This window comes from Alteromonas sp. G4i35, assembly GCF_054960375.1.
In genome coordinates, this window is the sequence record NZ_JBHNZD010000011.1 from 106,204 (window position 1) to 132,164 (window position 25,961).

Annotated in this window: 27 protein-coding genes; 9 read left to right on the forward strand and 18 right to left on the reverse strand. The window is 43.7% G+C overall.

The annotated features are described in order from the left end of the window. The first annotated feature begins 31 nt into the window (after positions 1-31). Complete coding sequence (locus ACFI6L_RS08855; RefSeq protein WP_049587740.1) at positions 32-1,465, forward strand: hypothetical protein; 1,434 nt, start codon at positions 32-34, stop codon at positions 1,463-1,465. A gap of 57 nt (positions 1,466-1,522) precedes the next feature. Then, positions 1,523-2,059, forward strand: a complete 537-nt coding sequence (locus ACFI6L_RS08860; protein WP_156078532.1) for a DUF3592 domain-containing protein — start codon at positions 1,523-1,525, stop codon at positions 2,057-2,059. A 376-nt stretch (positions 2,060-2,435) separates the two neighbouring features. On the opposite strand, the gene ACFI6L_RS08865 is transcribed toward ACFI6L_RS08860, so the two are convergent. The 4 genes from ACFI6L_RS08865 to fadR form a co-directional block, all read right to left on the reverse strand. Next, positions 2,436-3,200 (reverse strand): hypothetical protein, encoded by a 765-nt coding sequence (locus ACFI6L_RS08865; protein ID WP_462573812.1) that lies wholly within the window; start codon positions 3,198-3,200, stop codon positions 2,436-2,438. A 187-nt stretch (positions 3,201-3,387) separates the two neighbouring features. Next, positions 3,388-3,747 (reverse strand): phasin-related domain-containing protein, encoded by a 360-nt coding sequence (locus ACFI6L_RS08870; RefSeq protein WP_014949994.1) that lies wholly within the window; start codon positions 3,745-3,747, stop codon positions 3,388-3,390. Between the two features lie 174 nt (positions 3,748-3,921). Beyond that, positions 3,922-6,099, reverse strand: coding sequence for a S9 family peptidase (locus ACFI6L_RS08875; RefSeq protein ID WP_462573814.1), 2,178 nt, complete (start codon positions 6,097-6,099; stop codon positions 3,922-3,924). Between the two features lie 354 nt (positions 6,100-6,453). Then, positions 6,454-7,164, reverse strand: coding sequence for a fatty acid metabolism transcriptional regulator FadR (gene fadR, locus ACFI6L_RS08880; RefSeq protein WP_014949996.1), 711 nt, complete (start codon positions 7,162-7,164; stop codon positions 6,454-6,456). A 430-nt stretch (positions 7,165-7,594) separates the two neighbouring features. Between fadR and nhaB the strand changes: the two genes are divergently transcribed. Genes nhaB through ACFI6L_RS08895 form a run of 3 tightly spaced genes read left to right on the forward strand, consistent with a single transcriptional unit; the run spans position 7,595 to position 10,251 of the window. Then, positions 7,595-9,169, forward strand: coding sequence for a sodium/proton antiporter NhaB (nhaB, locus tag ACFI6L_RS08885; RefSeq protein ID WP_014949997.1), 1,575 nt, complete (start codon positions 7,595-7,597; stop codon positions 9,167-9,169). Positions 9,170-9,172: 3 nt separating this feature from the next. Beyond that, the gene (gene dsbB, locus ACFI6L_RS08890; protein WP_014976923.1) at positions 9,173-9,700 is read left to right on the forward strand and encodes a disulfide bond formation protein DsbB; all 528 of its coding nucleotides are present in this window, start codon (positions 9,173-9,175) and stop codon (positions 9,698-9,700) included. Continuing rightward, a complete protein-coding gene (locus ACFI6L_RS08895; RefSeq protein ID WP_462573815.1) occupies positions 9,697-10,251 on the forward strand; it encodes a GNAT family N-acetyltransferase in 555 nt (184 codons plus the stop codon). The genes dsbB and ACFI6L_RS08895 overlap by 4 nt, the downstream gene beginning before the upstream one ends. A 15-nt stretch (positions 10,252-10,266) precedes the next feature. Here the strand turns inward: ACFI6L_RS08895 and ACFI6L_RS08900 are convergent, their stop codons facing one another. The 11 genes from ACFI6L_RS08900 to ACFI6L_RS08950 all read right to left on the reverse strand — a co-directional run bounded on the left by ACFI6L_RS08900 (position 10,267) and on the right by ACFI6L_RS08950 (position 20,997). Beyond that, positions 10,267-10,761, reverse strand: a complete 495-nt coding sequence (locus ACFI6L_RS08900) for a YcgN family cysteine cluster protein (protein ID WP_014950000.1) — start codon at positions 10,759-10,761, stop codon at positions 10,267-10,269. Continuing rightward, positions 10,758-11,426 carry a fumarylacetoacetate hydrolase family protein gene (locus ACFI6L_RS08905; RefSeq protein WP_462573817.1) on the reverse strand — a complete coding sequence of 223 codons (669 nt, stop codon included), beginning with the start codon at positions 11,424-11,426 and terminating at the stop codon, positions 10,758-10,760. The genes ACFI6L_RS08900 and ACFI6L_RS08905 overlap by 4 nt, the downstream gene beginning before the upstream one ends. Beyond that, the gene (locus tag ACFI6L_RS08910) at positions 11,426-12,508 is read right to left on the reverse strand and encodes a lytic murein transglycosylase (protein ID WP_239301782.1); all 1,083 of its coding nucleotides are present in this window, start codon (positions 12,506-12,508) and stop codon (positions 11,426-11,428) included. Before ACFI6L_RS08910 ends, ACFI6L_RS08905 begins: the two co-directional genes overlap by 1 nt. 6 nt (positions 12,509-12,514) lie before the next feature. Then, the gene (locus ACFI6L_RS08915) at positions 12,515-12,811 is read right to left on the reverse strand and encodes a YcgL domain-containing protein (protein ID WP_239301781.1); all 297 of its coding nucleotides are present in this window, start codon (positions 12,809-12,811) and stop codon (positions 12,515-12,517) included. Positions 12,812-12,930: 119 nt separating this feature from the next. Further along, positions 12,931-14,088, reverse strand: a complete 1,158-nt coding sequence (rnd, locus tag ACFI6L_RS08920) for a ribonuclease D (protein WP_462573819.1) — start codon at positions 14,086-14,088, stop codon at positions 12,931-12,933. Positions 14,089-14,150: 62 nt separating this feature from the next. Then, a complete protein-coding gene (fadD, locus tag ACFI6L_RS08925) occupies positions 14,151-15,803 on the reverse strand; it encodes a long-chain-fatty-acid--CoA ligase FadD (RefSeq protein ID WP_014950005.1) in 1,653 nt (550 codons plus the stop codon). A gap of 121 nt (positions 15,804-15,924) precedes the next feature. After that, the gene (locus ACFI6L_RS08930; RefSeq protein WP_014976929.1) at positions 15,925-16,764 is read right to left on the reverse strand and encodes an alpha/beta fold hydrolase; all 840 of its coding nucleotides are present in this window, start codon (positions 16,762-16,764) and stop codon (positions 15,925-15,927) included. 99 nt (positions 16,765-16,863) lie between these two features. Further along, complete coding sequence (locus tag ACFI6L_RS08935) at positions 16,864-17,517, reverse strand: Slp family lipoprotein (protein WP_014950007.1); 654 nt, start codon at positions 17,515-17,517, stop codon at positions 16,864-16,866. Between the two features lie 343 nt (positions 17,518-17,860). Then, the gene (locus ACFI6L_RS08940; RefSeq protein ID WP_014950008.1) at positions 17,861-18,154 is read right to left on the reverse strand and encodes a hypothetical protein; all 294 of its coding nucleotides are present in this window, start codon (positions 18,152-18,154) and stop codon (positions 17,861-17,863) included. A 128-nt stretch (positions 18,155-18,282) separates the two neighbouring features. Next, complete coding sequence (gene tsaB, locus ACFI6L_RS08945; RefSeq protein WP_014976930.1) at positions 18,283-18,999, reverse strand: tRNA (adenosine(37)-N6)-threonylcarbamoyltransferase complex dimerization subunit type 1 TsaB; 717 nt, start codon at positions 18,997-18,999, stop codon at positions 18,283-18,285. Between the two features lie 78 nt (positions 19,000-19,077). Further along, positions 19,078-20,997 (reverse strand): ATP-dependent DNA helicase, encoded by a 1,920-nt coding sequence (locus ACFI6L_RS08950; protein ID WP_039225219.1) that lies wholly within the window; start codon positions 20,995-20,997, stop codon positions 19,078-19,080. Positions 20,998-21,249: 252 nt separating this feature from the next. On the opposite strand from ACFI6L_RS08950, the gene ACFI6L_RS08955 reads away from it, so the two are divergent. After that, positions 21,250-21,489, forward strand: coding sequence for a hypothetical protein (locus tag ACFI6L_RS08955; RefSeq protein ID WP_014976932.1), 240 nt, complete (start codon positions 21,250-21,252; stop codon positions 21,487-21,489). A gap of 157 nt (positions 21,490-21,646) precedes the next feature. Here the strand turns inward: ACFI6L_RS08955 and ACFI6L_RS08960 are convergent, their stop codons facing one another. Beyond that, positions 21,647-21,979: a hypothetical protein gene (locus tag ACFI6L_RS08960; protein ID WP_014976933.1), complete on the reverse strand. Its 333-nt coding sequence runs from the start codon at positions 21,977-21,979 to the stop codon at positions 21,647-21,649. Between the two features lie 102 nt (positions 21,980-22,081). Beyond that, on the reverse strand, positions 22,082-23,002 hold the full coding sequence (locus ACFI6L_RS08965) for a cation diffusion facilitator family transporter (RefSeq protein ID WP_014950013.1): 921 nt from the start codon (positions 23,000-23,002) through the stop codon (positions 22,082-22,084). Between the two features lie 161 nt (positions 23,003-23,163). On the opposite strand from ACFI6L_RS08965, the gene ACFI6L_RS08970 reads away from it, so the two are divergent. The 3 genes from ACFI6L_RS08970 (at position 23,164) to ACFI6L_RS08980 (ending at position 25,681) form a co-directional block, all read left to right on the forward strand. Further along, a complete protein-coding gene (locus ACFI6L_RS08970) occupies positions 23,164-24,219 on the forward strand; it encodes an aromatic ring-hydroxylating oxygenase subunit alpha (RefSeq protein ID WP_305763467.1) in 1,056 nt (351 codons plus the stop codon). A 47-nt stretch (positions 24,220-24,266) separates the two neighbouring features. After that, positions 24,267-24,665: a GFA family protein gene (locus tag ACFI6L_RS08975; RefSeq protein WP_462573820.1), complete on the forward strand. Its 399-nt coding sequence runs from the start codon at positions 24,267-24,269 to the stop codon at positions 24,663-24,665. Positions 24,666-24,985: 320 nt separating this feature from the next. Beyond that, positions 24,986-25,681, forward strand: a complete 696-nt coding sequence (locus tag ACFI6L_RS08980; RefSeq protein ID WP_462573821.1) for an EF-hand domain-containing protein — start codon at positions 24,986-24,988, stop codon at positions 25,679-25,681. Positions 25,682-25,731: 50 nt separating this feature from the next. On the opposite strand, the gene ACFI6L_RS08985 is transcribed toward ACFI6L_RS08980, so the two are convergent. Beyond that, positions 25,732-25,950, reverse strand: a complete 219-nt coding sequence (locus ACFI6L_RS08985) for a hypothetical protein (protein ID WP_110288592.1) — start codon at positions 25,948-25,950, stop codon at positions 25,732-25,734. Positions 25,951-25,961 lie beyond the last annotated feature (11 nt).

The following is a 25,961-nucleotide window of genomic DNA, read 5'->3' on the forward strand; positions in this document are numbered from 1 at the left end:
GCAATTCGCAGCATCTTTTGAAAGGAAAACGGTGAGCGCACAAAGCCAAAACCCCGACAGCATTTACACGCAGCAAGTAAAACAACTAATCAATATGATTTATCCTCAAGAAACGGGCTACGGTTCGGTGTTCGAGGATGCGAGTCACTATTTTTCGCTTACCCCCTCTCTTGAGCAGCACATTGAAGACTTGAAAGCTCAGCTTAAGAAAATTGAGGGAAATAAAAACAAAGAGGTGCTTGCAGAGCAACTGACCAAGCAAATAACAAACAGCACTGAAAAGCTTGAAGAAGAGCGTCTGGCAAGGATAGAGCGGCTTGACGCTGTAAGCACCAAAATTATTGAGCTTTGTGAGGGCGATAACTGGCAAGAAACACAACAGCTCAGCGCTAAGTTGCTTGGTACACTTATGCTGCTCACACGAGGACCAGAGGGCAACTTTGCACGTGTGCACATGCGCTTCAAACCGCTCTACAAAGCGGTGCTTACACTGCGCTTAGTCGATAGACTGTTAGAGCACGACACGATTGCTCACAAATATCTCTCGAAGTATCGCGAAGCTGCATCCCGGTTTCGTGGGAACCGCTATTGGCGCGATAAATGGAAAACTGAGCTTGGACGACCGCTAATTACCGCAGCGTTACTTCAAGATATTGGCCTGCAAAGCCCTGCCGCACTCACCATCTTGAAAGGGGAAAATGGCGATCTAGACGAATTTCGTTTGCTGGAAGAGTCGCAGCGAAAGGATCTTCTGAAGCTAAACTATCACTTCACTTTAAAGTACTTGTCTGAAGGGTTAGGCCTACCTAAGTATGTAGGAAACAACAAAGAAGAAAGGGATCGCTTTGTTCAAACTCACAAAGAAGCCAATGAATTTTTGCAGCAGCTGGTAAAAGATGCATTTGTGTCGAAAACGGGGCTGGGAGAGATTGTAAAGATCCCTCAAATTTATGTTTCGATTGTGCTTTCAACTAAGTCTGACTACTCACGTATGAGCTTGCCTAAAGGCTACATGCTCATTGAACAATTAGCGAAAAAAGGCGGCTTAAATAAGCAGTTAGCGCAGGACTTTGTTGAGCTTGTGGGGTATTTCCCACAAGGGTTCGGCATTACCTACATACCGATGAATGAGAAAGGTCATGAAAAGGACCAGTACGAATGTGCAATAGTGATTGGCCTCAACCCTGCAAATCCAGCTGAGCCTTTATGTAAAGTGGTAACAAGAAATCAGAAGTACATTACCAGCGGTACGCAAGAAATCATTCCCAAAGGAAGAAACCTTTATTTCCCAGCTAACCGCAAGAAACTCATGCGCGTAGGGAAAGACAGATTAAGTGAAATTATGAGTCAATTGTCGAGCAACTTCACTCCGGACGCACTTGACGATTTAGTACCGAGTTTCTGGGAACCCTATGACTTCTTCGGTTTTAAAAAGCATCAGAATTTGTGGGCGAAAAATAAATAGCGAGTAAGTATTCTTCTATAAAAATATGATAAAACACGGACTGAATGAGACGTTTTTATGACTATTGAGGTAAGCCGAGCACAACTTAGAAAAGCAAGATTGGGAGTCTATTTTGTCGCTTTAGTTGCCCTAATTTTTGTCATCGTCTTTTCAATACAAGTAGTTAAAGGGTTAGCCGGCCCAATCTCTTCAATGAATTGGGTTCCTATCAAAGCAACTTTAATAAATGTATATATTGACGAAATGATTACAACAACGACTAGAGATAATCGAAGCCAATATACTTTATACACGCCTCGTATCCTTTACAAATACAATACTAGTGGCCAAGAACATACCGGAAGAAAAGTTACTTGGTATGACATTTATGACGACGGCTTTATGCTTAAATTAGGGCTTGAATTAAAAAGAAAATTTGCAGCTTCTGAGCCAGTAGACATTTTCATAAACCCCAAAAACTCGGCAGAATCCATTTTGATCAAGCGTGTTATCTGGGAACATATGTCGATGTTGCTTGTCGGTTTTCTTGTTTCTTGGTCGGTATTTCTTTGGTTAGTTTACGTTCTTATTTTTAAGTTAAAGTATAAACGTTGATGACTTTGAATTTATCTAGTTGCATTTTAAAAGTTGCTTTTGATTCTTTTGAAAAGCTTCTTTTAGTAACGACACAAATATATACATCTGAAAGCTCACTGGCATGTCACAAACTGAGCACCCTAACTACTAACCAAACAAGAATTGTATTAATGTTTCATGGTGATTATTACGCAATACAAGATGACTCGGATATACTGGCAAAAATTCTTGGATTAGAGGTGGATAGTTTAGAGGCCTGACATCACCGATAATTATCTCTACACTCAAACAAAAAGATAATTTAAACGAACCTAGACGAAGCAGCGCCAAATATACGCGTATTCATTTATTTGGCGCTATTACCAAAAACTACCTTTACCTTTATTGAACGCCTTTACTCGTCGTTCTTTGTGATGTCAGACGAATCCGATGTACTTTTAGTCGTACTTTTGGCCGATGTAGCTTTTGTACTAGCCGTTGTTTTACGTGCTGTACTCTTTGCTGCCGTTGACTTTGCTACGGTGCGTTTATTCGCTGTTCCGGTCGCGGCCTTTTTAGTCGCACTAGGCGATGAAGCGGCCGTTGTAGTGGTTGTTTTTGTTTTACTCGGTTTGCGGGTACCGGTAGTTGTCGACGAGGTCGTTGTTGACTTAGCTGAAGAGCTTTTAGTTGCTGTTCTGTTATTGGCAGTAGCCTTACTTGCAGTACTTGTCACTTCGGCTTTTTTAGCCGCCTCCTTTGCAGCTAAAAGGGCTACTTGCTCGACGAGTAAGTCCACTTTTGCGCTCAGCATTTCAAGCTGTTGTTCTTTCTGTTGACGTTTTTGACCGCCAGACAACGCCGAAAATAATGGCGTTGATGCAACCAGTTTTTGAGCAGTATCAACTAGGGCGAATGGATTAAGCGTACGTCTAAGTTCACTCTCCACTTCCAAGCCTTTAGCTTGCATAGCATTGATGGTTTCTTGAGTGTTATCAATTTTTTGGCTGACCACACCTGCCGCTTGATCTAGCTTTGAAGACAATAGGTCGGAACCAGCAAAAAGCCATCCAAACAAGGGGGACGACTTCAGAGATGAAGGGGTAGTACCATTTAGCGTTGTCGATTCTCTTTGGACAACAGGCATAGCTTCCGGGTTAGGAATATTTTTGTTGCTCATAACGCCTCCAATATGGAGATTTAGTAAGCATGACAGTGGAAAGCAATGTGATTTACAGCACACTAAGTTGCACACTCGCTTTCCGCGGTCACTCAACTGTAGCTTTCTATCTAGCCAATTTAGTTAAAAGGACTAAATGAAAGCTGCGTTTTGGACACCGAAAACGGTGTCCAAAATACTGATTGCTTTACTTGCTGGCAGCTAGCTTTGCAACCGCTTCAGTCAAGGCATCGATTTTTGCTGAAAGCTCTTCGATGCGCTGATCAGCTGGCTCTGAATCAAGGCCAAGCTTCTTGCGCACGTCTGCAACGCGATTTTCAACATCGTTAGTCGTAGATTTGAACTTACTCTTTGCGTCTTCTTCTAGCGTTTCGCCCTTTGTCACTAGCTCGTCAAACATTTTGTTCGCTTCTTCGCTTAGCTTCTCGTAACGCCCCTGCGCTTCTTCAACGCTCTTGCCATAAGCGCCTAGGCCTGCTAACCAAATTTTACGTGCCATTTCTTCGGCTTCGTTGATTTTACCTTTAATTGTGTCAGTAGTAGTCATGTTCAGCTCCTATGAATGCTAAATGAGAGTGTATTTCAACACCATGGCTTTACTTTACGATTAACAATTAGAATCCGCATACTAAAAACACAAAAAATAAAAATGCCCGAAAAAGCGCTAACTTGTTCGGGCGAAATACCAGAGGAGACTGGTTTTAAAAAGGTGGGTGTAGAGTTAGAGTGGAACACCTGCAAGATGCAATACAAACGCATATTCAAGCGCGGTAGACTCGAATCGTTTGAAACGTCCTGAAGCTCCACCGTGACCCGCTTCCATGTCGGTTTTGAATAGCAGTAAATTATCGTCTGTTTTGTATTCTCTTAGCTTCGCCACCCACTTCATTGGCTCAAAGTACTGCACTTGTGAGTCGTGTAGTCCGGTTGTAACTAACATATGTGGATAGTCTTTTGCTTCAATCTGATCGTAAGGCGAGTAGGAAAGCATATAGTCAAACTCAGCTTTGTTGGCTGGGTTACCCCACTCGGTATATTCGCCGGTAGTCAGCGGAATAGACGCATCGCTCATCGTGGTCACTACATCAACAAATGGAACGTGCGCGCTCACACCTTGATAGAGTTCAGGTGCCATATTTACGATTGCGCCCATTAATAAGCCACCCGCGCTGCCGCCCATAGCAAAGACGCGTTCTTTGTCTGCGTACTGCTTTGCCACAAGTCCTTTTGAAACGTCGATAAAGTCAGTAAAGGTATTAATTTTCTGATGCATCTTGCCGTCTTCATACCACTCGCGCCCCAACATTTGACCTCCGCGAATGTGTGCGATCGCGACAACAAAACCTCTGTCTATCAAAGATAACCAGCTGCTTCTAAACGTTGGGTCTACAGTCGAACCGTATGAGCCATAGGCGTATTGATATAATGGATTGGTGCCGTCTTTCTTAAACTTATCTTTGCGATAAACCAACGAAACGGGAACCGACGTACCGTCTCTCGCTTCAATCATCACGCGCTCAGAGGCATAGAGAGAGGAGTCAAAAGTGTCAGATACACGGGTTTGTTTCATCACCTCGCTTTCAAGGGTATCTAAGTTGATATCAATGATAGAACCAGGCGTGGTCAACGAGCTGTAATAAATTCTAAGCTTATTGGTATCCATTTCAGGGTTTGCATTAAAATACGCACCGTAAATTGGATCTTGAGTTGGAATAACTTTCTCTTCGTTTGTCGTCAGATTGTGAACGACTAAGCGCAGCATCCCGTTTTCTTTTTCTTTAACCACTAAGTGGTTGTTCATTACTTCAATACTTTGAAGGAAAACGTCTGGACGATGTGCAATCACTTCTTGCCATTTCGACACATCGTTAGTGGCGTCTAATGGTGCTTTCATCACTCTAAAATTCTTCGCACCAATATTAGTCAACACAAAATAACCGTCACTCGCTTTTGCTACACTGTATTCTTGTCCGTCTTCAATGGGCAAGAATACTTTTGTTTGAGACGTTGGGTTATTCGCATCAATCAAAGTCACACCTGTTTTTTCGGTGTTGTCATGGTGAATGTATATGACACTATCGTCTTTACTTTTACTGATATAGGTATAAAAGGTAGGGTCGCTCTCTTCATAAACTAAAACATCTTCGCTTTGAGACGTGCCCAATTTATGGCGATAGACTTGGTATCCCAAAAGAGTCTGCGGGTCTTTCTTCACGTAAAAGAGGTGGGTATTGTCGTTCGCCCAAACTACACTTCCAGATGTACCTTCTAATACGTCATCAAGCTTTTCTTCACTCTCTAGGCTTTTGACATACACAGTGTAGATGCGTCGGCTAAGCGTATCTTCAGAATACGCAAGCAACTTGTTGTTGCTGCTCACCGCATAACTGCCAATACTGAAATAATCATGCCCTTCAGACATTCGGTTTGCATCAAGCAATACTTGCGGTTCAGCATCAAGTGAAGGTTTTCTTAAATAAATAGGATACTCATTTTCACCTGAGTAGCTGGTGTAGTACCAGTAACCATTGTCGAGAACGGGAACGGTTGAGTCGTCCTTCTCAATCCGAGACACGAGCTCCTCATAAAGCGCTTCTCGGTTTTTCTTAAGAGGAGCCAAAACAGTCTCAACATAGCTGTTTTCTTGTTCTAAATGGGACAATATCTCTTCATCGGTGCGGGAGTCATCACGCATCCAATAGTAATTGTCATTACGGGTGACACCATGTGCGGTCATTTCATGCGGCACTTTTTTCGCCACAGGCGCACTTACTTGAGTATTTAGCATAACGGATGACGCTGCACTTTCAGCTACTTGTTGAGGATTTTCAGTTTTATTTTCGACGCCACAGCCTGCTACCAAGCCACCTGCGGCAAGTGCTATCCATAGATATTTCATTATTATTCCTGTTGTGCACTTTTATTGGCGCTTTGTTTACCGCCAAGCGATTGAAGACAATCGACTTTTGATCATTGAAGATTTAAGAAAGCAGCTAAACTAAGCGAAGTTTATAAGTAAAGTGAGTATATATAATTACGATTTAGGGTCTAGCGTTACTTAACGCGAATGAGACTAAGTAAGGGTTAAAATGTTACAAGATATGTGAAACTGTGTTTCATCGCTGTAAATTCACCAACGAGCGTTAGTAGAAAGCGATAAAAAAACGCCGCATATTCAGAAATAATGCGGCGCTTTTGTTGTTTATTGTAAAAGCCGTCGTATGGAAACCAACAGCCTTTGGCAGCCTAGTGTTTAGTCGACCAAATCTTTAGGCATGTCATCACGAATAGCAAGCCACACCTTTCCACTTTCTATACCGTACTTTCTAACTACTACAGGGACACGGTCGTATTCGCCTTTCTCAGCAACATCAAGCAAGTCTGCGTAATACTTGTTTGCCACGTCGCGTGCTTGTTGGTGCGAGAAGAAATAGCCACCAATACGCGAGTACAAACCACGGAAACCGTTCATCATCAAAACAAATACGTTATTGTTAGACGCTAACGCCAAGTCATGTGACATTTGATAGTCGAACTGGGCAAAAGCTAAACCTTCTTGCTCCACATTTTTATAACGGGCAATAATTTCAGCAGACTCTTGAGGGTTGTTTCGAATTGCGCCTCGAATGAAAACCGCACTTAAATTAGTGCGCGCTGCTAATAAATTATCAACCAGTTCAGGGATCCCTTCTTGGTCTAAACGAGCGAGAGTTTCTAAAATGTTTAACCCACACGTTTCCCAGAAATTGTTAACCTTGGTCGGCTTACCGTGTTGAATTGTTAACCAACCATCACGAGCTAGACGCTGAAGTACTTCACGCAGTGTAGTACGCGTTACACCAATTAACTCAGAAAGCTCTCTTTCTGCAGGCAAAATGGTGCCAGGTGGAAATCTTCCACTCCAAATAGATTCAACAATATATTCTTCGGCGAATCCAGCTGGACTCTGTGCCTTATAAATCATAACTAATCGCCTGCACGTTATTGTTATTTTGCAACTGATTGTACCAGATGCTGTTTTATTATCACAATGAATTATGCCTCGTCCACTAAAGCTTTTAACAACTTGTTAAAATTAAAGTGTTATTTCAAACACCATTAAACACTGCTTGTACATTTTATGTTCGAAATATTACGTATTTTCAAATTCAATGATAACTATCATAAAAAAAGTGATAAATATTCAGTGACTTTCACATGGTGGGGTCTGTGAATTGCTTTCTCAAGACGTTAATATCATGTACGCTTAATTTCCGATTATAATGACAGCAGCAAAACCGCGGTAAGGCGAAATAAATCGCATAGCGCCAGCAGTTTATGTATGCAATAACCGGAACTACACAGTATAAAGATGCGCAAAAACGCGTGCTTTGTTGTAAAAGGAACAGGAACTCATGCAAACCTCAATGATCGCGGCGATCTATAAGAATTTCCTGGGACATGCGCCCGACTGGTATAAAAAAACCATTATTGCCTTTCTCATTGTTAATCCCTTTATCTTTATGGTGGACCCATATGTAGCGGGCTGGACGCTTGTAATCCAATTCATCTTTACCTTAGCGATGGCATTGAAATGTTACCCGCTTCAACCAGGCGGCCTGCTTCTCATCGAAGCGATGTTTATAGGCATGACATCGCCTGGCCATATGATGCATGAGATTGAAGTTAACTTAGAAGTGTTATTGCTACTGGTATTCATGGTAGCGGGCATTTACTTCATGAAAGACCTGCTTATGTACTTGTTCACCAAATTGGTGATTAAGGTTCGCAACAAGCTAATTTTATCCCTATCGTTTATTTTTGCATCTGCATTTCTATCGGCGTTTCTCGACGCATTAACGGTTGTTGCAGTAATAATCAGTGTAGGTCTGGGCTTTTACTCTATCTATCACAAAGTAGCGTCGGGCAAGGAGTTTCATTCTGATCACGACCACACAAGCGACGACGAGCTGGGAAGCCACGACTTAGAAGACTTCAGAGCTTTCCTACGCAACCTTATGATGCACTCAGCGGTAGGTACTGCCCTTGGTGGTGTTATGACCATGGTAGGTGAACCACAAAACCTGATTATTGCAGACAAGGCCGGCTGGGACTTCGTTGAATTTTTCATCCGTATGGCACCTGTTACCATCCCAGTATTCGTATTTGGACTACTTACCACCGTAATTCTGGAAAAAACCGGTATGTTTTCATACGGCGCAAAATTACCTGCAGCGGTAAGACAGATCTTGGTCGACTATAACGACCATATGGACAAGGGCCGCAGTAAGCGCGAAACCGCTAAGCTGGTAGTACAAGCACTAATAGGTGTTTGGTTAATCATTGGTCTTGCTACGCACATGGCGTCAGTGGGTCTTATTGGTCTGTCAGTTATTGTACTTGCTACTTCTATGAGCGGTGTTATCGAAGAACACGCACTTGGAAAAGCGTTCGAGGAAGCACTGCCATTTACCGCATTACTTTGCGTATTCTTTGGTGTAGTAGCCGTTATCATTGACCAAGGCCTTTTCCAGCCGGTAATCCATTGGGTACTGTCGTTTGAAGGCGAAACGCAAATGGTTATGTTCTATCTTGCTAACGGTGTGCTTTCGATGGTGAGTGACAACGTGTTTGTGGGCTCTGTTTATATCACTGAAGTAACAGCTGCTCTACAGGCCGGTCAAATCACACGTGACCAGTACGATATGCTTGCTGTAGCAATCAATACGGGAACCAACTTACCCAGTGTGGCAACACCAAACGGTCAAGCTGCTTTCCTATTCTTGCTGACCTCAGCCATCGCGCCACTGCTTCGTTTGTCGTACGGCCGTATGGTTATGATGGCATTGCCATATACCATCGTGCTGACCATCGTTGGTTTGTTAGCAACTTACATTGGACTTGCTGATGCTACTCAGGTGCTTTACGACATGCACCTCATTGAACACCACACCGCTGCTGAAGCGGGTGCTCAAGCGGTAGGTCACTAGTCTATGCGCGGAATCATTCACAGCATTAGCCAATGGGCAGAGCACAAGTCTTCATGGCTTGTGCTTTTCGCCACGTCATTGGCATTAGAAATTGCTGCGCTTTACTTTCAGTATGGCATGGGTTTAAAGCCGTGCATTATGTGCATTTATCAACGAACCGCCATGTACGGTATTGTGTTGTCAGCACTTATTGTCGTTATTAAAAACAATGGCTTTACACGCATGCTTGGTTTCGCTGGTTGGGCTGTATCTGCAGGATGGGGCTTCTTAATTGCCAAAGAACACGTTGGCATTCTCAATGCTGCGAACCCATTTTTTGCCAGCTGCGAAATTGTGCCAAACTTCCCTTCGTGGTTACAACTTCACGAGTGGCTACCCGCTGTATTTGCTGCTGAAGGTGACTGTTTAGAGGATTCATGGCAGTTTTTGTCTATGGGAATGGCTGAGTGGATGCAGATTATTTTTGCTGCCTACTTTGCTGTATTCGCTATTGTGTTTGCATGTCGATTATTGGATAAGAAACCCTTTTGATCGACTTATCCATTCTACCTTCTCGCCTACCTCCAATACATACGGAACAAGGCCCCGTTTCCATTCAGCGCATTGCGGAGAAACACTGCTATGCGCTTTGTGAGGCTGGACAACAGTCTATCCATCACGTAAAACCTTGGTTTGGTTCAGCGGTTTGCCCTGTTACACCTGCACTGTCCAAGCAGTGCATCACCAACATGGAAAAGGCACGAGATACAGGGTATGGACTTACCTACTTGCTAATGCACGAAGAAAAATGCTTAGGCATGGGTATTATCAACCATATTCACCACACACACCTTACTGCCAATCTTGGCTATTGGCTTAGGCCAGACGCGTGCGGAAAAGGTTTAGCTACCGCTATTTGTGAAGCATTAAAAAAGCTCGCGTTCTCTCAAATGAATTTGCATCGATTGGAATGCTTTGTAGAGCCTAATAACAAGGCCAGTATACGTGTGGCAGAGCGAATTGGTGGTACAAAAGAAGGGCTTTGTCGCAAACGCGTATTCGGGCGCGATGCGCTGCTTTATGCCATTGTTAATGGCGATTAACGCGCGTTCTGCGCGTTAATCTAAGTCTTCTAAAGGCCAAATGGCAATATAGTCTTCGAAGTTATTCAAATCTACATCGGTTTCAAACACGGTCTTATTGCGTACCGACATTCCCTTTGCGTGCATCACGTGTTTCTTCCCCTTGTTTAACAATGGGTGCCACGACGGTATGCCCCTTCCCTCATAAAGGCGACGATAGGTGCAGCTATTTGGCATAAAAAAGATATCCTTCAGATTCTCTTTTGTCAGCTTCACGCAATCAGGCACCAGCTCCGTACGCCTTTCATATTGGGTACATTCACATTTTTTTGTGTTCAAATACGTACACACAATATTGGTATAGTGAATCTTCTCATTATCGTTAATGTGATCGGTCACTTCGTATTCTTCTACCGCGTCATCATCGATAAATTTTTGCAGACAACATTTACCACATCCATCACAAAGTGATTCCCATTCCTTTTGGGTCATCTCCTCTAAAGATTTGGTTTCCCAAAACGCTGCCGTCATTCTGCTATTACCTCGGTTTCCACGGTTAAATGATTGTCTAGCGTTGCAACAATCGTATCTTGCGAGCAAAGCTTACCTACCCCTTTGGGCGTGCCCGTTAGGATAACGTCGCCGCTGTCTAACGTAAATATAGATGACATATGAGCGATAAGTGGGATGATTTTGTGCAGCATCAGCTCGGTATGTCCCTGCTGTCTAACCACCCCGTTTATGGTTAAGGTAAAACGCAGGTCTTCCAAGTTTTCTATTTCACTTAACTGCACAAAGCCTGACAGCGGTGCACTGTTATCAAAAGACTTCGCTCTTTCCCAAGGCTGGCCTTGCTTTTTAAGCTCGGCTTGAACCTCGCGAAGGGTTAAATCGAGACCAAGTCCAATACCCCATATCGCGGCTTTTACGTCATCTACACTCGCATTCTTCAATGATGATTTTAGCAGCACAGCGACTTCAAGCTCGTTGTGACACTCGCCTTTGTCGGTAGGAATGGCAATAGGCTTCTGCATATGACATAAGGCAGCCTTTGGCTTCATAAACAGCAAGGGTGCTTCAGATACGGTAGAATTCATTTCTTGAATGTGGTCGAGGTAATTTCTACCTATACACACTACTTTACTAACGGGTAGTGATATTTCATTGCCTTGAGAATCGATGTGACGATAAGCCATTAGTAACCTCGTTTTATCCGCTCTGATAAATACCCAACCGAAACGCCAAAGTATGACGAGCGGTTCCACTTCATCAGTGTGTGAAAATTGTTATACACCAAGTAAATTCGGCCTTGCTCACCATCTGGCATAATAAGCGATGCACTGATTTCTGCATTGGGGAGTTCATTTCCGTTGTAGCGCTTGACGCCATTCTGCTGCCAAAAGGCCAACGGCTTCATGTTAGATTTCGCTAACCCTGAAAAAGGTACTGGTTTGGTTAGTATTACTTGGCGTCCCCACGTCCCTTCACTATCCCAACCTTCAGATGATAGATAGTTGGCGATTGACGCAAATACGTCTGCCTTGGTCCCCCAAATATCCTTTCTGCCGTCGCCGTCGTAGTCCACTGCGTAATTTAGAAAGGATATGGGCATAAACTGTGTTTGTCCCATCGCACCGGCCCAAGAGCCTTTAAGCGCCTCTACAGAGATATGCCCTTCATCTAGAATCTGAAGTGCCGCAAAAAAATTGTCTTTAAACAGCTTTTCTCTTCGCCCTTCATACGCCAAAGATGCCAGTGCAGACAGCACACTAAAGTTGCCCTGAATTTTACCAAAGTTAGACTCATTACCCCACAGCGCAACAATAAAGCGGGCCTGAACCCCATATTTTTGAGCAATTTCGTCAAGCAGTACTTTGTGTTCATTGTACTGCTCAACCGCCTGCTTCACTTTCCAGTCGGGCACTCGCGTTGCTAGATAATCATCTAACGTAATTTTTTTCTCTGGCTGGCTTTTGTCAGACTTGACCACCGTGGGCCTGAAAGTAATGTCAGCAAACGCTAAATCTAATTTAGTCTTATCTATGCCCTTTTCGGCCGCTTCTTTTTTCAGTTGAGCAACGTAGCTTTTGAAGCCCGTCTCACTAAGCCCACTGTCATTACTTGGCTGATTTTCGGCATGAACTGTCAGTGAAAAGCTTAAGGTTATACTCGATAAAACTAGGGCAATATTGCGCGGTTGAGGAAATAAGCTACGGTTTTTACGCTTAGCTATAAAGGTAATTCGGTTAACTAAGCGGTTTAGAGTCTTTAATAACATGGAAATTTAAAACTTCTTATCGGGCGTTTTTGACAGCCCAAGAGATTCACGGTGTTGCTCTAGCAAGTTATCTTCTTTTGGCGGCATTTGAAGGTAAAAGCCTTTTTCATTAAGCTCGTCGATAAGTTTTTGCTTATCAACCATGCCAAGTTTCTCGCGCTTTTCTAGGGCGATGATAGTCACTAGCTCTGGACGACCAAACTTTGCCATAAGCGGCTCTGGCACGTCTTCAAAGTGGTCTTTCTTTGGCACGTACAAATACATGCCGTCTTTCTTTCGCGTTTTATAAACTGCGCATAACATAGAATTTTTACTCTTTCTTAATTCGTTTGTTTAGTTCTTTTGGGGTCACTATGCAGATTGAATTGGCCAGAGAACATACACCTCCCACCAATACTGCTACCCATATTGCTTTTAAGGCACTATTGGGCCGGAGCGTCGCCAAGTAGACGAGTTACGTGAGAGCGAAACAATGGCTCTCTCCACGTCGACAGTACATCGGGCATTAGTCCCTGCACGCGGGTCTCATCAACCGAAAACCAGTACCATTTTAACAGTTGATTCAGCTGTTTTTTAGAGGCAATAACATCACTATTTACAGTATTGTCTTTCGCTATCTGGTCGCTGATAACTTTAAGCTCGGCCAGCGTTTTTTTGTACTTGGCGATATCAATTAACCGCAGCACAACCGGAAGTCTGAGCTTTTCTGGTGTTTGCGCGTACTTTGCTCTCGCCTCTTCAATTAGCGTGATGATGGTGTCGCCGTAGCGGCGTACCGATTGATGATTCACGCCGTTAATACGCGAAAGGCCAGATTTACTATCGATAAGACGCTGCGCCGCTTCAAACAAATGCCCTTCTTTGAACACGAAGTTTAGGGCCAGATCTTTTTTTCGTGCGGTATTCAAGCGCCATGCCGCTAGTGCCTGTAATACGGTGAGCTGCTCGCTGTTCAATCGCCAGTTATTCTTAATGCTTAAGTACGCAAAATCTTCAGGCATTTGAGCGCGCTTCTTATCAACTAGCAAAGCGATCTCTTGGTAAATCCAGTGCACTTTCCCCGCCTCTTGTACTTTACTGGCTAACTGTTGGTAGCAAGGCAGTAAATACAGCACATCATTCGCTGCGTAGCTAAGCTGCGCTTCACGTAGAGGTCTGGCTAACCAATCGGTTCGCGACTCCCCTTTGTCCAAACTGATATCACACAGCAACTCTACAAGCTTTGCATAGCCAAGTGACGGTCCCATGTCCAAAATACTTCCCGCAAGCTGCGTGTCGAACACAGGCGTTGGTACGGTATCAAAGGCGGTAAGGAACGCCTCAATGTCTTCAGAACACGAGTGCAGTACTTTTACGACTTCGGTATTCTCCATGAGATCGATAAATGGCTGCATATTGTCTATGGCGAGCGGATCAATGAGTACCAGCTGATGGCCATCATAGAGCTGGATAAGGCCTAAATGAGGAGTGAGGGTTTTCGTTCTTACGAATTCGGTGTCTAAGGCTACCGCCTCTTGACGCTGTGCGGCAGTGCACACTTTTTCGAGTTGTTCAGATGTTGTAATTAATTGATATTGCATATTTTTGCACAGTAATAAAAAAGCCGGCTTACGCCGGCTTTCACAAAACTATTTCAACGAAATTAGTCTCGAAGCTCCCGACGCAGTATTTTACCTACATTGGTTTTTGGTAAGTCGTCTTTGAAAACAACTTGCTTAGGCACTTTGTAACCCGTTAAGTGATTACGGCAATGTGCGATAACGTCTTTTTCAGTAAGTGAGTCGCTGTTTCGAACTACAAACAATTTCACAACTTCACCACTGACTTCATGAGGAACCCCAACCGCAGCTGCTTCAACAATGTTTTCATGCATTGCAGCCACTTCTTCAATCTCGTTAGGAAACACGTTAAAGCCTGAAACTAGGATCATATCCTTTTTACGGTCAACAATATAGAAGTAACCTTCATCATCTACCGTTGCGATGTCACCTGTGGCTAACCAACCGTCTTTTAGAATTTCTTCTGTTGCTTCTGGTCGGTTCAAATATCCTTTCATTACCTGAGGGCCTTTCACCCACATTTCACCAGGCTCGCCCTTTTCGACAGGGTTACCGTCGTCGTCAAGGAGCTTGATGTCTGTAGAAGGGACCGGCATACCGATTGCACCTTTATAAGCTTCAATCTGTGGCGGGTTAACCGCTACCACAGGCGAACACTCTGTTAGCCCATAGCCTTCAAGAAGCACAGTACCGGTGACCTTTTCCCACTTTTCTGCAACAGGGCGCTGAACAGCCATACCGCCACCTAAACCAAACTTAAATTTGCTGAAATCAAGTTCACTGAATCCAGGCGTATTTAACAGGCCATTAAACAATGTATTTACGCCAGGTAAAATGGTAAACGGATATTTGCTAAGTTCGTTTACAAAAGCCGGCATGTCACGTGGGTTGGTAATAAGCAAGTTACGGCACCCGTATTTAACGAACATCAAGCAGTTCGCCAGTAGCGCAAAGATATGGTAAAGCGGAAGCGCGGTAACAACAAAGTCTTCGCCTTCTTCAATCACTGTTTCTAAAATTCCCGAGACCTGCTCAAGATTAGCCACCATATTGCGATGAGTAAGCATGGCACCTTTAGAAACACCCGTTGTGCCACCTGTGTATTGAAGAAACGCTAAATCGCCGCTATCGATATCTGGGCGTTTATATTCAAGAGATTGCCCTTTTTTAACCGCAGACATAAACGATGTCGTTTCAGGTAGATTAAACGAAGGCACCATCTTTTTAACGTACTTCACTACTGCGTTCACGATCCAGCGCTTAGGTGCCGGAAGCATATCGCCTAAAGCGGTCAGAAAGACTTCTTGTAGATTTGTATCTGCGATGACTTCTTCTAGAGTACACGCAAAGTTTTCAACAATAACGATGGCTTTTGCATTAGCATCATTTAGTTGGTGCTTTAACTCACGAGCTGTATAGAGAGGATTTACATTAACCACAACCATCCCTGCGCGCAGAATACCAAACATGGCAACAGGGTATTGAAGAAGGTTGGGCATCATAATTGCCACAGCATCACCGCGTTTTAGTCCGCTTGCCTGCAAATAAGCGGCAAACTGAGCTGATAAAGTATCTAACTCTTCAAACGTGATTGAATGCCCCATATTAATGAAGGCTTCTTTGTTTTTAAACTTCTTTACCGACTGCTCGAAAATGTCTACTACAGATGCGTAACGATCGGCATCAATTTCTGCGGAAACGCGAGGGTCGTAATGCTTAAGCCAGGTTTTTTCCACCAAAACCTCCTCTACTTTATTCTTATACTATTTTATAAGCGCATGGGGAGCTGCACTTATATAACTGGTCTGATAACTTGCGAATAGTATAGGATGTGTAAAAAAAAATAAACGGCACAATTTACAATTGCTCAACAAAATGACGAATTAATACCCCTACATCGTCAGTATTTTCCATGTGAATATGGTGGCCGCCTACTAATTGTTCGTATTGCGCATTTAAAAACCACCCCTTGCGATTGGGGAAAACAGTCTCAAGGTTTTTAAAACTGTTAGATGCACCAATAAAAAGAATTGGGCATACAATAGCACGCATTAGCGATTCTGCCTGCTTTTCTGTGAGTCTTAGTGTAGATTTTGTACGAAGCTTCGGGTCGCTCGACCAGAAGCAATGTCCCCCTGCATCTTGGGTCAAATTTCTCGATAAAATAGAACGCGCGTGTTCGGCAGGAATATCTGATACCTTGCACCTGGCTTTAACTGCGTCGTCTAAATCAACGATTCGCAGTTTATTTCGCGACTTCGCGTGACGACTCATTATTGCGTCACGCATTTGTGCTGCGGTTGTTTCTTCAGTTTCGGTAAGCGGCCCACAAGCATCAATACTTATTACAGCAGTGACTTTTTCCGGAAAAAGTGCGGCGAAAAGGCTCGCTAGTATTCCGCCGAGAGAGTGTCCTAATAAAATGACTTCTTCCCACTCTTGAGATTCTATTAGCGCATAAAGGTCTTGCAGGTAATCAGCTTGATTGTAATGTGCGCCTAGTGCACGGTGACCAGAACGACCATGACCAGCTAGGTCTAGCGCAATAAAACGGTGAGTTTGTAGGTAGGGTGCTAACAGCCGTAAGCTCTCTGCGTTATCCAAGTAGCCGTGTAAACCAAGTACGACTTTGCCGGCACCTTGATTATCTAACGCAGCTAAATGTAATGCCCCAATGTTAAATTCTGTTTCAATCATCTTTCATCCTTTGCGGCAATAAATCGCCGCGCGCTTTCCATGACCGTCCTAAAAATAAAAAAAAGGCGGCAATATTATGCCGCCTCCATGATGAGATTTTTACTTCGCTTTATCCTGCCTTGCGGGCTGTATCGTTGCCTTTGTCTTGCTTCGTGTAGACTTAGATTTAGAAGGAAGCGTGGCCTTGCTCGGCGCATTTTCGTAACGAATTACGCGCGTTCGATTAAAATGCGGATACATCCAAGGGCCATTGAAGCGATAAAAAGGTGAATACCAACCTGTGTGGTAATTGAAGAAGTAAGTATTTACATCATAAACCTCTTGCTTCCTCCACATGTGGTAGTCATCGGCAATGATCGTCGGATAAATGTAGGGCTGCTCACCCACCATGCCCGCAGTTGGAGCGGTAACTGTACCTAGAAACGTTGCCGCACGCCCTTCTTCAAAAACAATTGGGTCGACGAAGCCATCAATTTGTACTTTGAATCGACCCGACGTCTCTCCATTTGTTGAAGGCTTGCCATAATGATTTAGCGGAAAATGAGCGAGTTCAATGAACGTTTTGTTGGGCTTATTTTCAACACCAACAATCATTCCTCCCCATCTGGCCTTTTGGCCTTGCGCGTTCGCCCCCGACGTAACCGCTTTCGAATAGCTAACTAGCTGCGTTCCTTCAGGCACTTCTATGCTATCTGGGACTATTGTGCAGCCCGCAAATAAAAAGACTGTAAGTAAAACTAAATACCGAGACATCGACGAGCTCCTATAAATCCTAGAAAATGCTGCGTTTGAATAAAAGTCAGTCTACAAGCACTGGGTTGTTTAAAAAATACAGTAAAATTTCGATTACAACCCGCCTCTACTTTCATGTATCTCTTTATGAGAAAAAGAAAAACCGAATACCAACAACCAAACATTAGCATTTATACGAATGGACAACCACTGCCGTTCAAACACTATGTCGCTTAAATGAGATAGATCATCCCAACCAACAATTTGTAGAGTATACACGGTAAGCTTTTGTTCAAAATACACAGCGGGTTTTAACAATTTGTTAAATTTATCTACGGTGTGAATTATGGTGCTTGGAATTGAACTACGCGTAGATGTCCACGCCGAACATAGATTGAATAGACTCGCGTTGCTGCTGCTTTTCAAAGCTTGTGTATGACGCTATGGCATTTTGAGAATACGTGTTGCCATCTTCACGAATAAATTGTTGGTACGCTTTGGCGTTATCCGTTCCCTGTTCGTCGGGCGCAACAACAATCGCCCTAGCAGACGATTCGCTTTGCCCTTTACTTTGCTGTTCAGGGTCTTTGTTAATTTTAGCGACACGGCCTTGCGAAGGTTCGGAAGACGGTACAGCGAAATTATTATTGATAATCATACAAAGTTAACTGAGGCAAGAATCGTACCATTGGGAAGCGAGCTTTAACCTTAAGACTCGCTCCTCTTTTCCCGTTGCTCGATTTATTTATTGTTAGTAATGGGCGCCCAATATTTGGCGGCGTGTCGTTACTCTCTGCCAGGTAATTTTTTCCACGTAACTTTATCGCGCAGATATACAGGTTCTACATTCACAGCGTCAGATACTTCGCCTTTACTATGTGCATCTATTGCAAGTTTAAGCATGTATTGCGCGTTTGGAAGTGTGATGTCAGACGCTACCTCACCACATACTTCAGACTTCCAGTTATCAAGCTCCTCGTAGGCAGACCAGCCGGTGCCAGCTGCAATTACAGTCGCGCCGTTTTCTTCTCTAAGTACTTTTAGCTGTTCAATAGCCAATTCGGGCGGACAAACTTGCTCTTCAGTGCAAAGTACAAGCCCATTTTGCGACTGAGAGTAAACCGCGAAGTACACTTCACCCATACGCGCATCAGACGCGACGGCAATCAATGCATCTTTATGCTGAGTTTTAGACGCTACTTCAAACGCCATAGCTTCGAGCGTACTCACGCCCGCTACTTTTAAGCCTGTCCCTAACGCTAAACCTTGAATCATTCCCGTCGCTATGCGAACACCGGTAAAGCTGCCTGGGCCTCGACCAAAAGCCAGTAAATCTAGGTCGCCCAGCGAAACCTTTGCTTCTTTTAACACCTCATCGACCATGGGAAGAAGTCGCTGACTATGCTGCTGAGGGCATATCTCGAAACGCGTTATGACGGTGTCTTTGAATTGAAGCGCAACCGAACAAGCTTCGGTTGCGGTATCTATAGCTAAAATGTTCATGTTTATCTCTTATTTCATATAAGCTGAAAACGGGGCTAATGGCGTAATACACGCTTACCGCTTTTTCAGTGCTTTAACTTAGGCTTCATCAATGCCGGCTAAAAATTTTTCCACTTCGTCCAAGCTTCTTGTTCTTTTCATATCTGGCAAGCTTCCGACGAAGGTTTTGGCGTAAGGCTTCGTCACTAATCGATTGTCACATATAACCAGCACGCCTTTATCTGAAGGATCTCGGATGAGTCTTCCCGCGCCCTGCTTTAACGCAATAACAGCTTGGGGAATTTGAATAACACCAAACGGGTTTGCTCCACGTTTTTTTACATCTTCCATACGGGCTTGAAGCAGCGGGTCATCAGGTGACGCAAAGGGCAGCTTATCAATCATCACGCAAACCAAGTCGTTGCCGCGCACGTCTACTCCTTCCCAAAACGCGCCTGTGCCCATTAATACCGCTTTTTCATCTGCAAGGTACGCATCCAGCAATGCTTGCTTGGTGGTAGTCCCTTGCACCAGTAGCGGATTATCTATCTCATCTTCTAACTTCTGCGCAATTTCTCGAAGCATAGCGTGACTAGTAAACAACAAGAAACATCTCCCGCGACTTGCTTTGATTAGCCGTTTGGCTGTTTCTAGCAAAGTTTCGCGCATAGCGTAGCTGTTTGGTTCTGGTAAATAGCGGGGCACGCACAGCATGGCCTGTTCAGGATAATTAAACGGGCTATCTAATCCTAACGTTTCTGCGTCTTCTAAGCCCATGCGGCGCTGAAAGTGATCAAAACCGCCGTTTACCATTAAAGTTGCAGAGGTAAAAATCCACCCGCGCGGCGGCGATGATACGAAACGTCTGAATTTAGCGGCAATTGATAAGGGCGTTAAATGCATAATGAGGTGGCGCTGAGTAGTTTCATACCACAAACTTACATTTTCTTGCTTATTGTCGCTTAACGCATCTAACTGCTCTCTTGCAGCCACAACACGTTCGTACATGTTGTCTAAATCTTTATCGCGGCCAATATGTAGCTTACACACTTCATGCAGTACACCTAGCGCTTCGGCCAGTTTGCCCACCTGCATGCGCACGTCGTCACGATCTAACGCCTCAGCCCAGTTGCCGCGTTCAGCCGTATCTGGGAATAATAACCGTAAGTCAGAGGCAATCATCCTGCATTTGTCAGCCGCTTTATCTAGCTGCCCAGCATCTTTTAGCACTGTTCTAAACAACAGCGTGATATCTTTCGCAATATCGTGAATTTGTCTTGTCGAAAGTGACTCGCCAAAGTAATCGCTGGCAATATCGGGAATTTGATGAGCCTCATCAAAAATAATCGCATCAGCTTCTGGGATAAGTTCGCCAAACCCTGTGTCTTTCAGTGCCATATCAGCAAAGAAAAGGTGGTGGTTTACCACAATAATATCAGCATCCAGCGCCTTTCTGCGCGCTTTTACCAAGTAGCAATCTTCATAATCTGGGCAATCGCGGCCCAAGCAGTTATCCACTGTAGAGGTAACCAGCGGTAAAACACGGGCATCTTCGGGAAGGGTTTTAAGCTCCCCCATATCACCTGTTTTCGTAGTACTAGACCAACGTTTCACTTCTGAAAGCTGACCCAATACCTCTTTTTCAACCAGCGTAGAGTTGCCGCTGTGCTGCGCTACACGGTGTAGACAAAGATAGTTTGAACGGCCTTTTAACAGTGCAGTTTTTCGCTTGCTGCCTAAGGCCTTTTTTACCAGCGGTAAGTCGCGGTGAAATAGCTGCTCTTGTAAGTTTTTAGTCCCTGTAGAAACAATGGCTTTTCCGTCGCTCAACAATGCCGGAGCGAGATAAGCGAAAGTCTTTCCCGTTCCCGTACCGGCCTCTACTATTAAACTACCTGTGGTATCAATAGCGCGCTTAACCGCCTTTGCCATTTCAGTTTGAGCTTCGCGAGGTACAAACCCCTTGATAGCACCTGCAAGGAGGCCATCTGAAGAGAATACGTTATTTATTGTGGGCATGGTTTAAGCGCTGTCATTACTTTTCTACTTTAGGCCGCGCATTATGCCAAAAAGCCTATGGAATGCCCATTAAAGGTTTGCATTTTAGCGTCAGCATTTGCTACCTGACGCCTTTTAGAGTCAAAACAATTGTTAAATTTTTGATGAAAAGAATTTGTCTTCTAGAACAAAAAAATTAGCTTTTTAATCTTAACACTTAGGCGCAATATCCAGCTCGTAAATGTTTATACTCAACTATTAAACGAGGTAATTATGAAAGGTTTACGCTTTATAGGTTTAGGCTTAGTAGGTTTAAGCGCAATGGCGTTCTCTGTAATTGCAGCAGCATCAGACGAAGCACCTGCAGAGCTGGTAGCGGAATTAACCCAGTTCTGTAAAGAAATCGCTGAAGAAGAAGGCACAAAAGGCAAGTCGGAAGACGTATTTGTATTAGAGTGCGTAAATGATGAGCTAGAAGCTGAAGGTTACCAGAAACTGAAATCTTTAAACTGATCTATTAAGGTGAGTTACTGATTCACTTTAACTGAATGAATGATAAAGCCTCGCCAGAAATGGCGGGGCTTTTTTGTGCTCTGCTTTTGAAGTGCCTTTTCGAGTTCCCTAGCATTGTATATAGCAATGCATGCAAAGGTGGCTTTAGTTGAACGCATCAGCGTTCGAAAAATGCATCAACCAAATCGGCGAGCGACTCCTCTAGCTCTTCTTCGAAAGCATCGATATCAATACCAAAGCTATCCATATACTTAGCCGCATTGTCACGGGAAAGTACGGCATTTTTTATCTGGAATTCAAGCTCTGGCAGTGTCTTGTCGTAGCGGGGCTTAATGGTCCATCGCAAACAATGACCATGGTTGTCTTTTAGCTTTTTTTTGGCAAATACACAAAACTCCTCGACGTAGTCAGCACCTTGCGGCCCAAGACATCCCGGTTCTATGCGGTACATTACCAGCAGCTTTTTATATAGCGGAAGTCGCGTTTCCATCACATCTTCAATTAGCTTAAAGAGTTGATTATCGGAAAGTTTGGAGGATTTTGCCAGCCAAGTAAGGGGAGATTGCGAGAAATTTCACACTCCCCCGTGTCATTACTCTGCAAGTTCAGGATCTTTTATGAACAAGATATCCATGATGATTGCAGGATCCCATTCGCGCATTTCTGCTTCGCATTTCAATCGAATTTCGTCTAACTCACTGATCGTTGCAATCGAGAATGCGTCATCCACGATAATATGGACTAACAGATAGACATCCCTACCCCGCTTACTAATTCGCACTTCCACATGTTCGTATGGGACGTCAGCCAACGTTTTTTTGAATTTTTTCTCGATTACCGCCGAGATAGCTTCAGGCGGCGCTTTGTTAATTACTTCATTAAGGCTTTCACGCAAAATCTTAAAAGGCACCGGCAACATTGCCGAGCCAAGAATAATCAATAAAACAGGATCAACGTACGGCGACAGCGTTCTATATTCCGTCAACTCCAACGCGTAGGCCAAAATAAAAGCGAACAAGATGGATGCACTTAGCACGCCGTCTATCATCCAAGTGTGAGAATCCACTTTTACTAAATCGGACAGTAAATGCTTACCTTTTACTCGCATGTACAGAGAGATACTAAAACAGCCAACCGTTGCCACAACACCGTAGACCATACCAATACCATACTCAGCTGCGTGCCCACCTGCTAATAAACTCTGAACAGAGCTCGCGACGGCATACACACACGTGGCAATGATAATAAGCGACTTAAACATGTTTAGCGTAGGTTCAATTGCCGTGTAACCAAAGTGAAACCGGTCATCGTCAGGACGTTGAACCAAATTGGCCACTTTAAGCGTTAGCATTGACATAACAAAAGCGATTAACGAGTACGCGGCATCAAATAAAATAGCGCCTGAGCTCGTTAAAATGGCAAAACCAAGCGCAATAATGACAAATGCGCCGGCAATATAAAAAGAAAGCGTTAATAGACGCTTTTCTTCAAGGTGATGGAAGCCAATGTCCATGAAAATCACTTCGAAATTAAGGTGCGCGGATTCTACTCCGATATTTTAAAAAAAATAGTGCTTTAAATAAAATATTGCTATTTTTTTAAGCAATTCAGTGATACATAGCGCCTATATTATTTCGACTCAACGCACTGCGTTTTTAGCACCCGTTTTAAACTATGAAAATCGTTACCCATCCTTCTATAAAAAGTTACTTTGATGCTGATGAAAGCCGGCAGGAAGTCGAGCAAGCATTCTCTCGAGGGCTTGCTTATGCGGGCCATTCCCTAATGGTGCCAGAGAAGTTTAGCTATCAAGTACTGCCTCACTTTAACGACCGTTATGCGTTGTTTAATCAAGGAGAGAATTATGAACTTATATCCAATGTTTGCTTACATCGACAAGCTCAACTTCTTGAAGGGCAAGGCCGGGCACGCAGCATAGTTTGTAAACTTCACTGCTGGGGCTATGACAATACAGGCCAGCTGAAAGGTGCGCCCCACTTTAAGGATGCCCCTAGCGGTCAGTTGAAAAAGGAATCATTGTCAGTGTGGAACGGTCTTCTATTTCGAGGGCGATCTCCTAATATGGACTTATCTGCCCTTGGGCTTGAGGACTATCTCGACTTTACCGATTACTTTTACGCCGGTTCTGAAACCACGGAATATCAATTTAACTGGAAGACATTCATCGAAATCTATCTAGAGAACTATCACGTGTACTCCATGCACCCTGGGCTTCGCCAGTTTGTTAAACCCGATGATTTAGAATGGTCGTTTGGCGATGATTTTTCAGTTCAAAAAGTTGGGCTAGGCGACCAGCTTACCAAGCGCACAACACCGCGTTACAGAGAGTTCCAAGACGCATTATTGGCACGATTCGGGCAAACACTTCCTCGCTTTGGCGCAATATGGTGCTTTTTGTACCCTAATATTATGATTGAGTGGTACCCAGATATTATTGTCGTCAGCACGATTTACCCCAAGGGTGCGAGCGCATGTGTAAACCACGTTGAATTTTATTATCCCGAAGCACTTTATAAAGATATGCCAGACTACTTTGCAGCGGAAAAAGCGGCCTATATGGAAACAGCGGTAGAAGATGAAGAAGCCTGCCTATTGCTAGAAAAAGGTCGACGAGCACTTTATTTATCAGGCGAAGAAGAACACGGTCCCATAGAACCGTTTTTAGAAGCGGGCGTGGCGCACTTTTACGATTGGCTTGCTAAACAGTAGCAATCTTAGTGCTCTAAATAGTGTTATTTCACAAAAAAGGAGTTTTGATGAACAATTACAAAGGGTCTTGTTTGTGCGGTTCGGTAACTTTTAAAATTGAGGGTGATTTTGACAGTTTTTATCTGTGCCACTGCAAACATTGTCAAAAGGATACAGGTTCGGCCTTCGCAGCCAACCTGTTTTCAAGTTCGGCTATGTTAACTTGGGCATCGGGTGTTGACGCTGTAGTCAACTTCACGCTCGAGAACACGCGTCATAGCAAAAGTTTCTGTAAAATCTGTGGTTCAGCCCTTCCGTGTACTCAACTCGGTGACATTCTAGCCGTACCCGCTGGGTGTCTGGATACAAAACTACTGATTAAACCTACTGCACATATCTTCGGCGTAAGCAAAGCTGCGTGGGAAGAAAACTTAGAAGCCATTACAAAATTTGAACGTTTACCGTAACAAACATTGAATACTCATTCGAAACCTAATGGCTTTATACTAAACAAAATTCGCTGCTTGAATAACGGCAGGTCGATTGCTGCTCGCATTCACAGCATTCTCCGCTTAACGTGTTCCATTTTTGTCAAAAATAGCGAGTAACTTTTTCAGAAAATTCTATAGATCTCACAATTCCGCATGTCGTCACTCAACCTTTCAAAAAACATAAGCCAATGATCTAAAGATACTTTATTGAAATGGCATATGCTGTGAATAACTCCATGTGAATACTCTCCTCCGTTTTTAAGCAGTATGGAGGCCGAAAAACCAAGGAGTTAGATATGAAAAAGTTAACAATTGCTACACTAATCAGCGCCGCACTTTCGACTGCCGCGTTTGCCGGCAATGGTATCGAAAAAATAGACACCACATTTGCCGATTTGGATAACGATGACAACGGCTATATTTCACGAGAAGAAGCTGACGACGATGAGATTTATGCGCACTTTTCCAAAATTGATACCAATTCAGACATGCAGCTTTCAATTAAAGAGTTCAATGCTCATGTAACGAAGCACCCTCAACATTTCGATGACGACGTGCTTGCAACGGTAAAATCGATGAAAGAGAGTATGGGTACAAAAGGTACAATGGAAACGGAAGTTAAAGTTGATACTGATGTCGATGAAGTGGTTGCCGCGACGAAAGACAAAAGGCTGACTCACGAACTAAGAGCTAAGACTGAGTTGAAGGCTAACGGAAACTTAGAAAAGACAAACGTTGACAACGTCGCTGAAGATACTGTTGTTCACGATAATACGGTTATCGCAGATGAAGCGGTCATTGCGCGCAGTAAATTTGAGATGATGGACGCTAACAGCGACGGTAAGCTTACTAAAGCTGAAGCCTCGCGAAGTGGTGTAACACGTGATTTTGATAATATTGACGCAAATGACGATGAATTAATTACGCGTACGGAATTTAAGCGTTATCAGAGTAAGTCTGAAAGTAACTCAAGTGATAGTTCTGAAGAGTAATGACTAAGTTGTACTAGCTCAGATTAGATCTGAGCTAGATTCTTTAGCATCTAACTTTCGGGTGTTGACTTAATCACTTCCTCGATTTCACTGTTACCACTCAAGCGTGCGAGATCGATAAGATAACCTTTTTCTAGCTTATCCAAAGTGTGTCCTTCAAGTCGCGCTTTTACCTCTTCAACATCACCATTGGCAATAGAAGTTTTAAGCGCTGCATGATTATTTAACGAGCGGTCTTCTGTTTTTTCAGCTGAATCATTCACAGTCATCGTTCATCCTT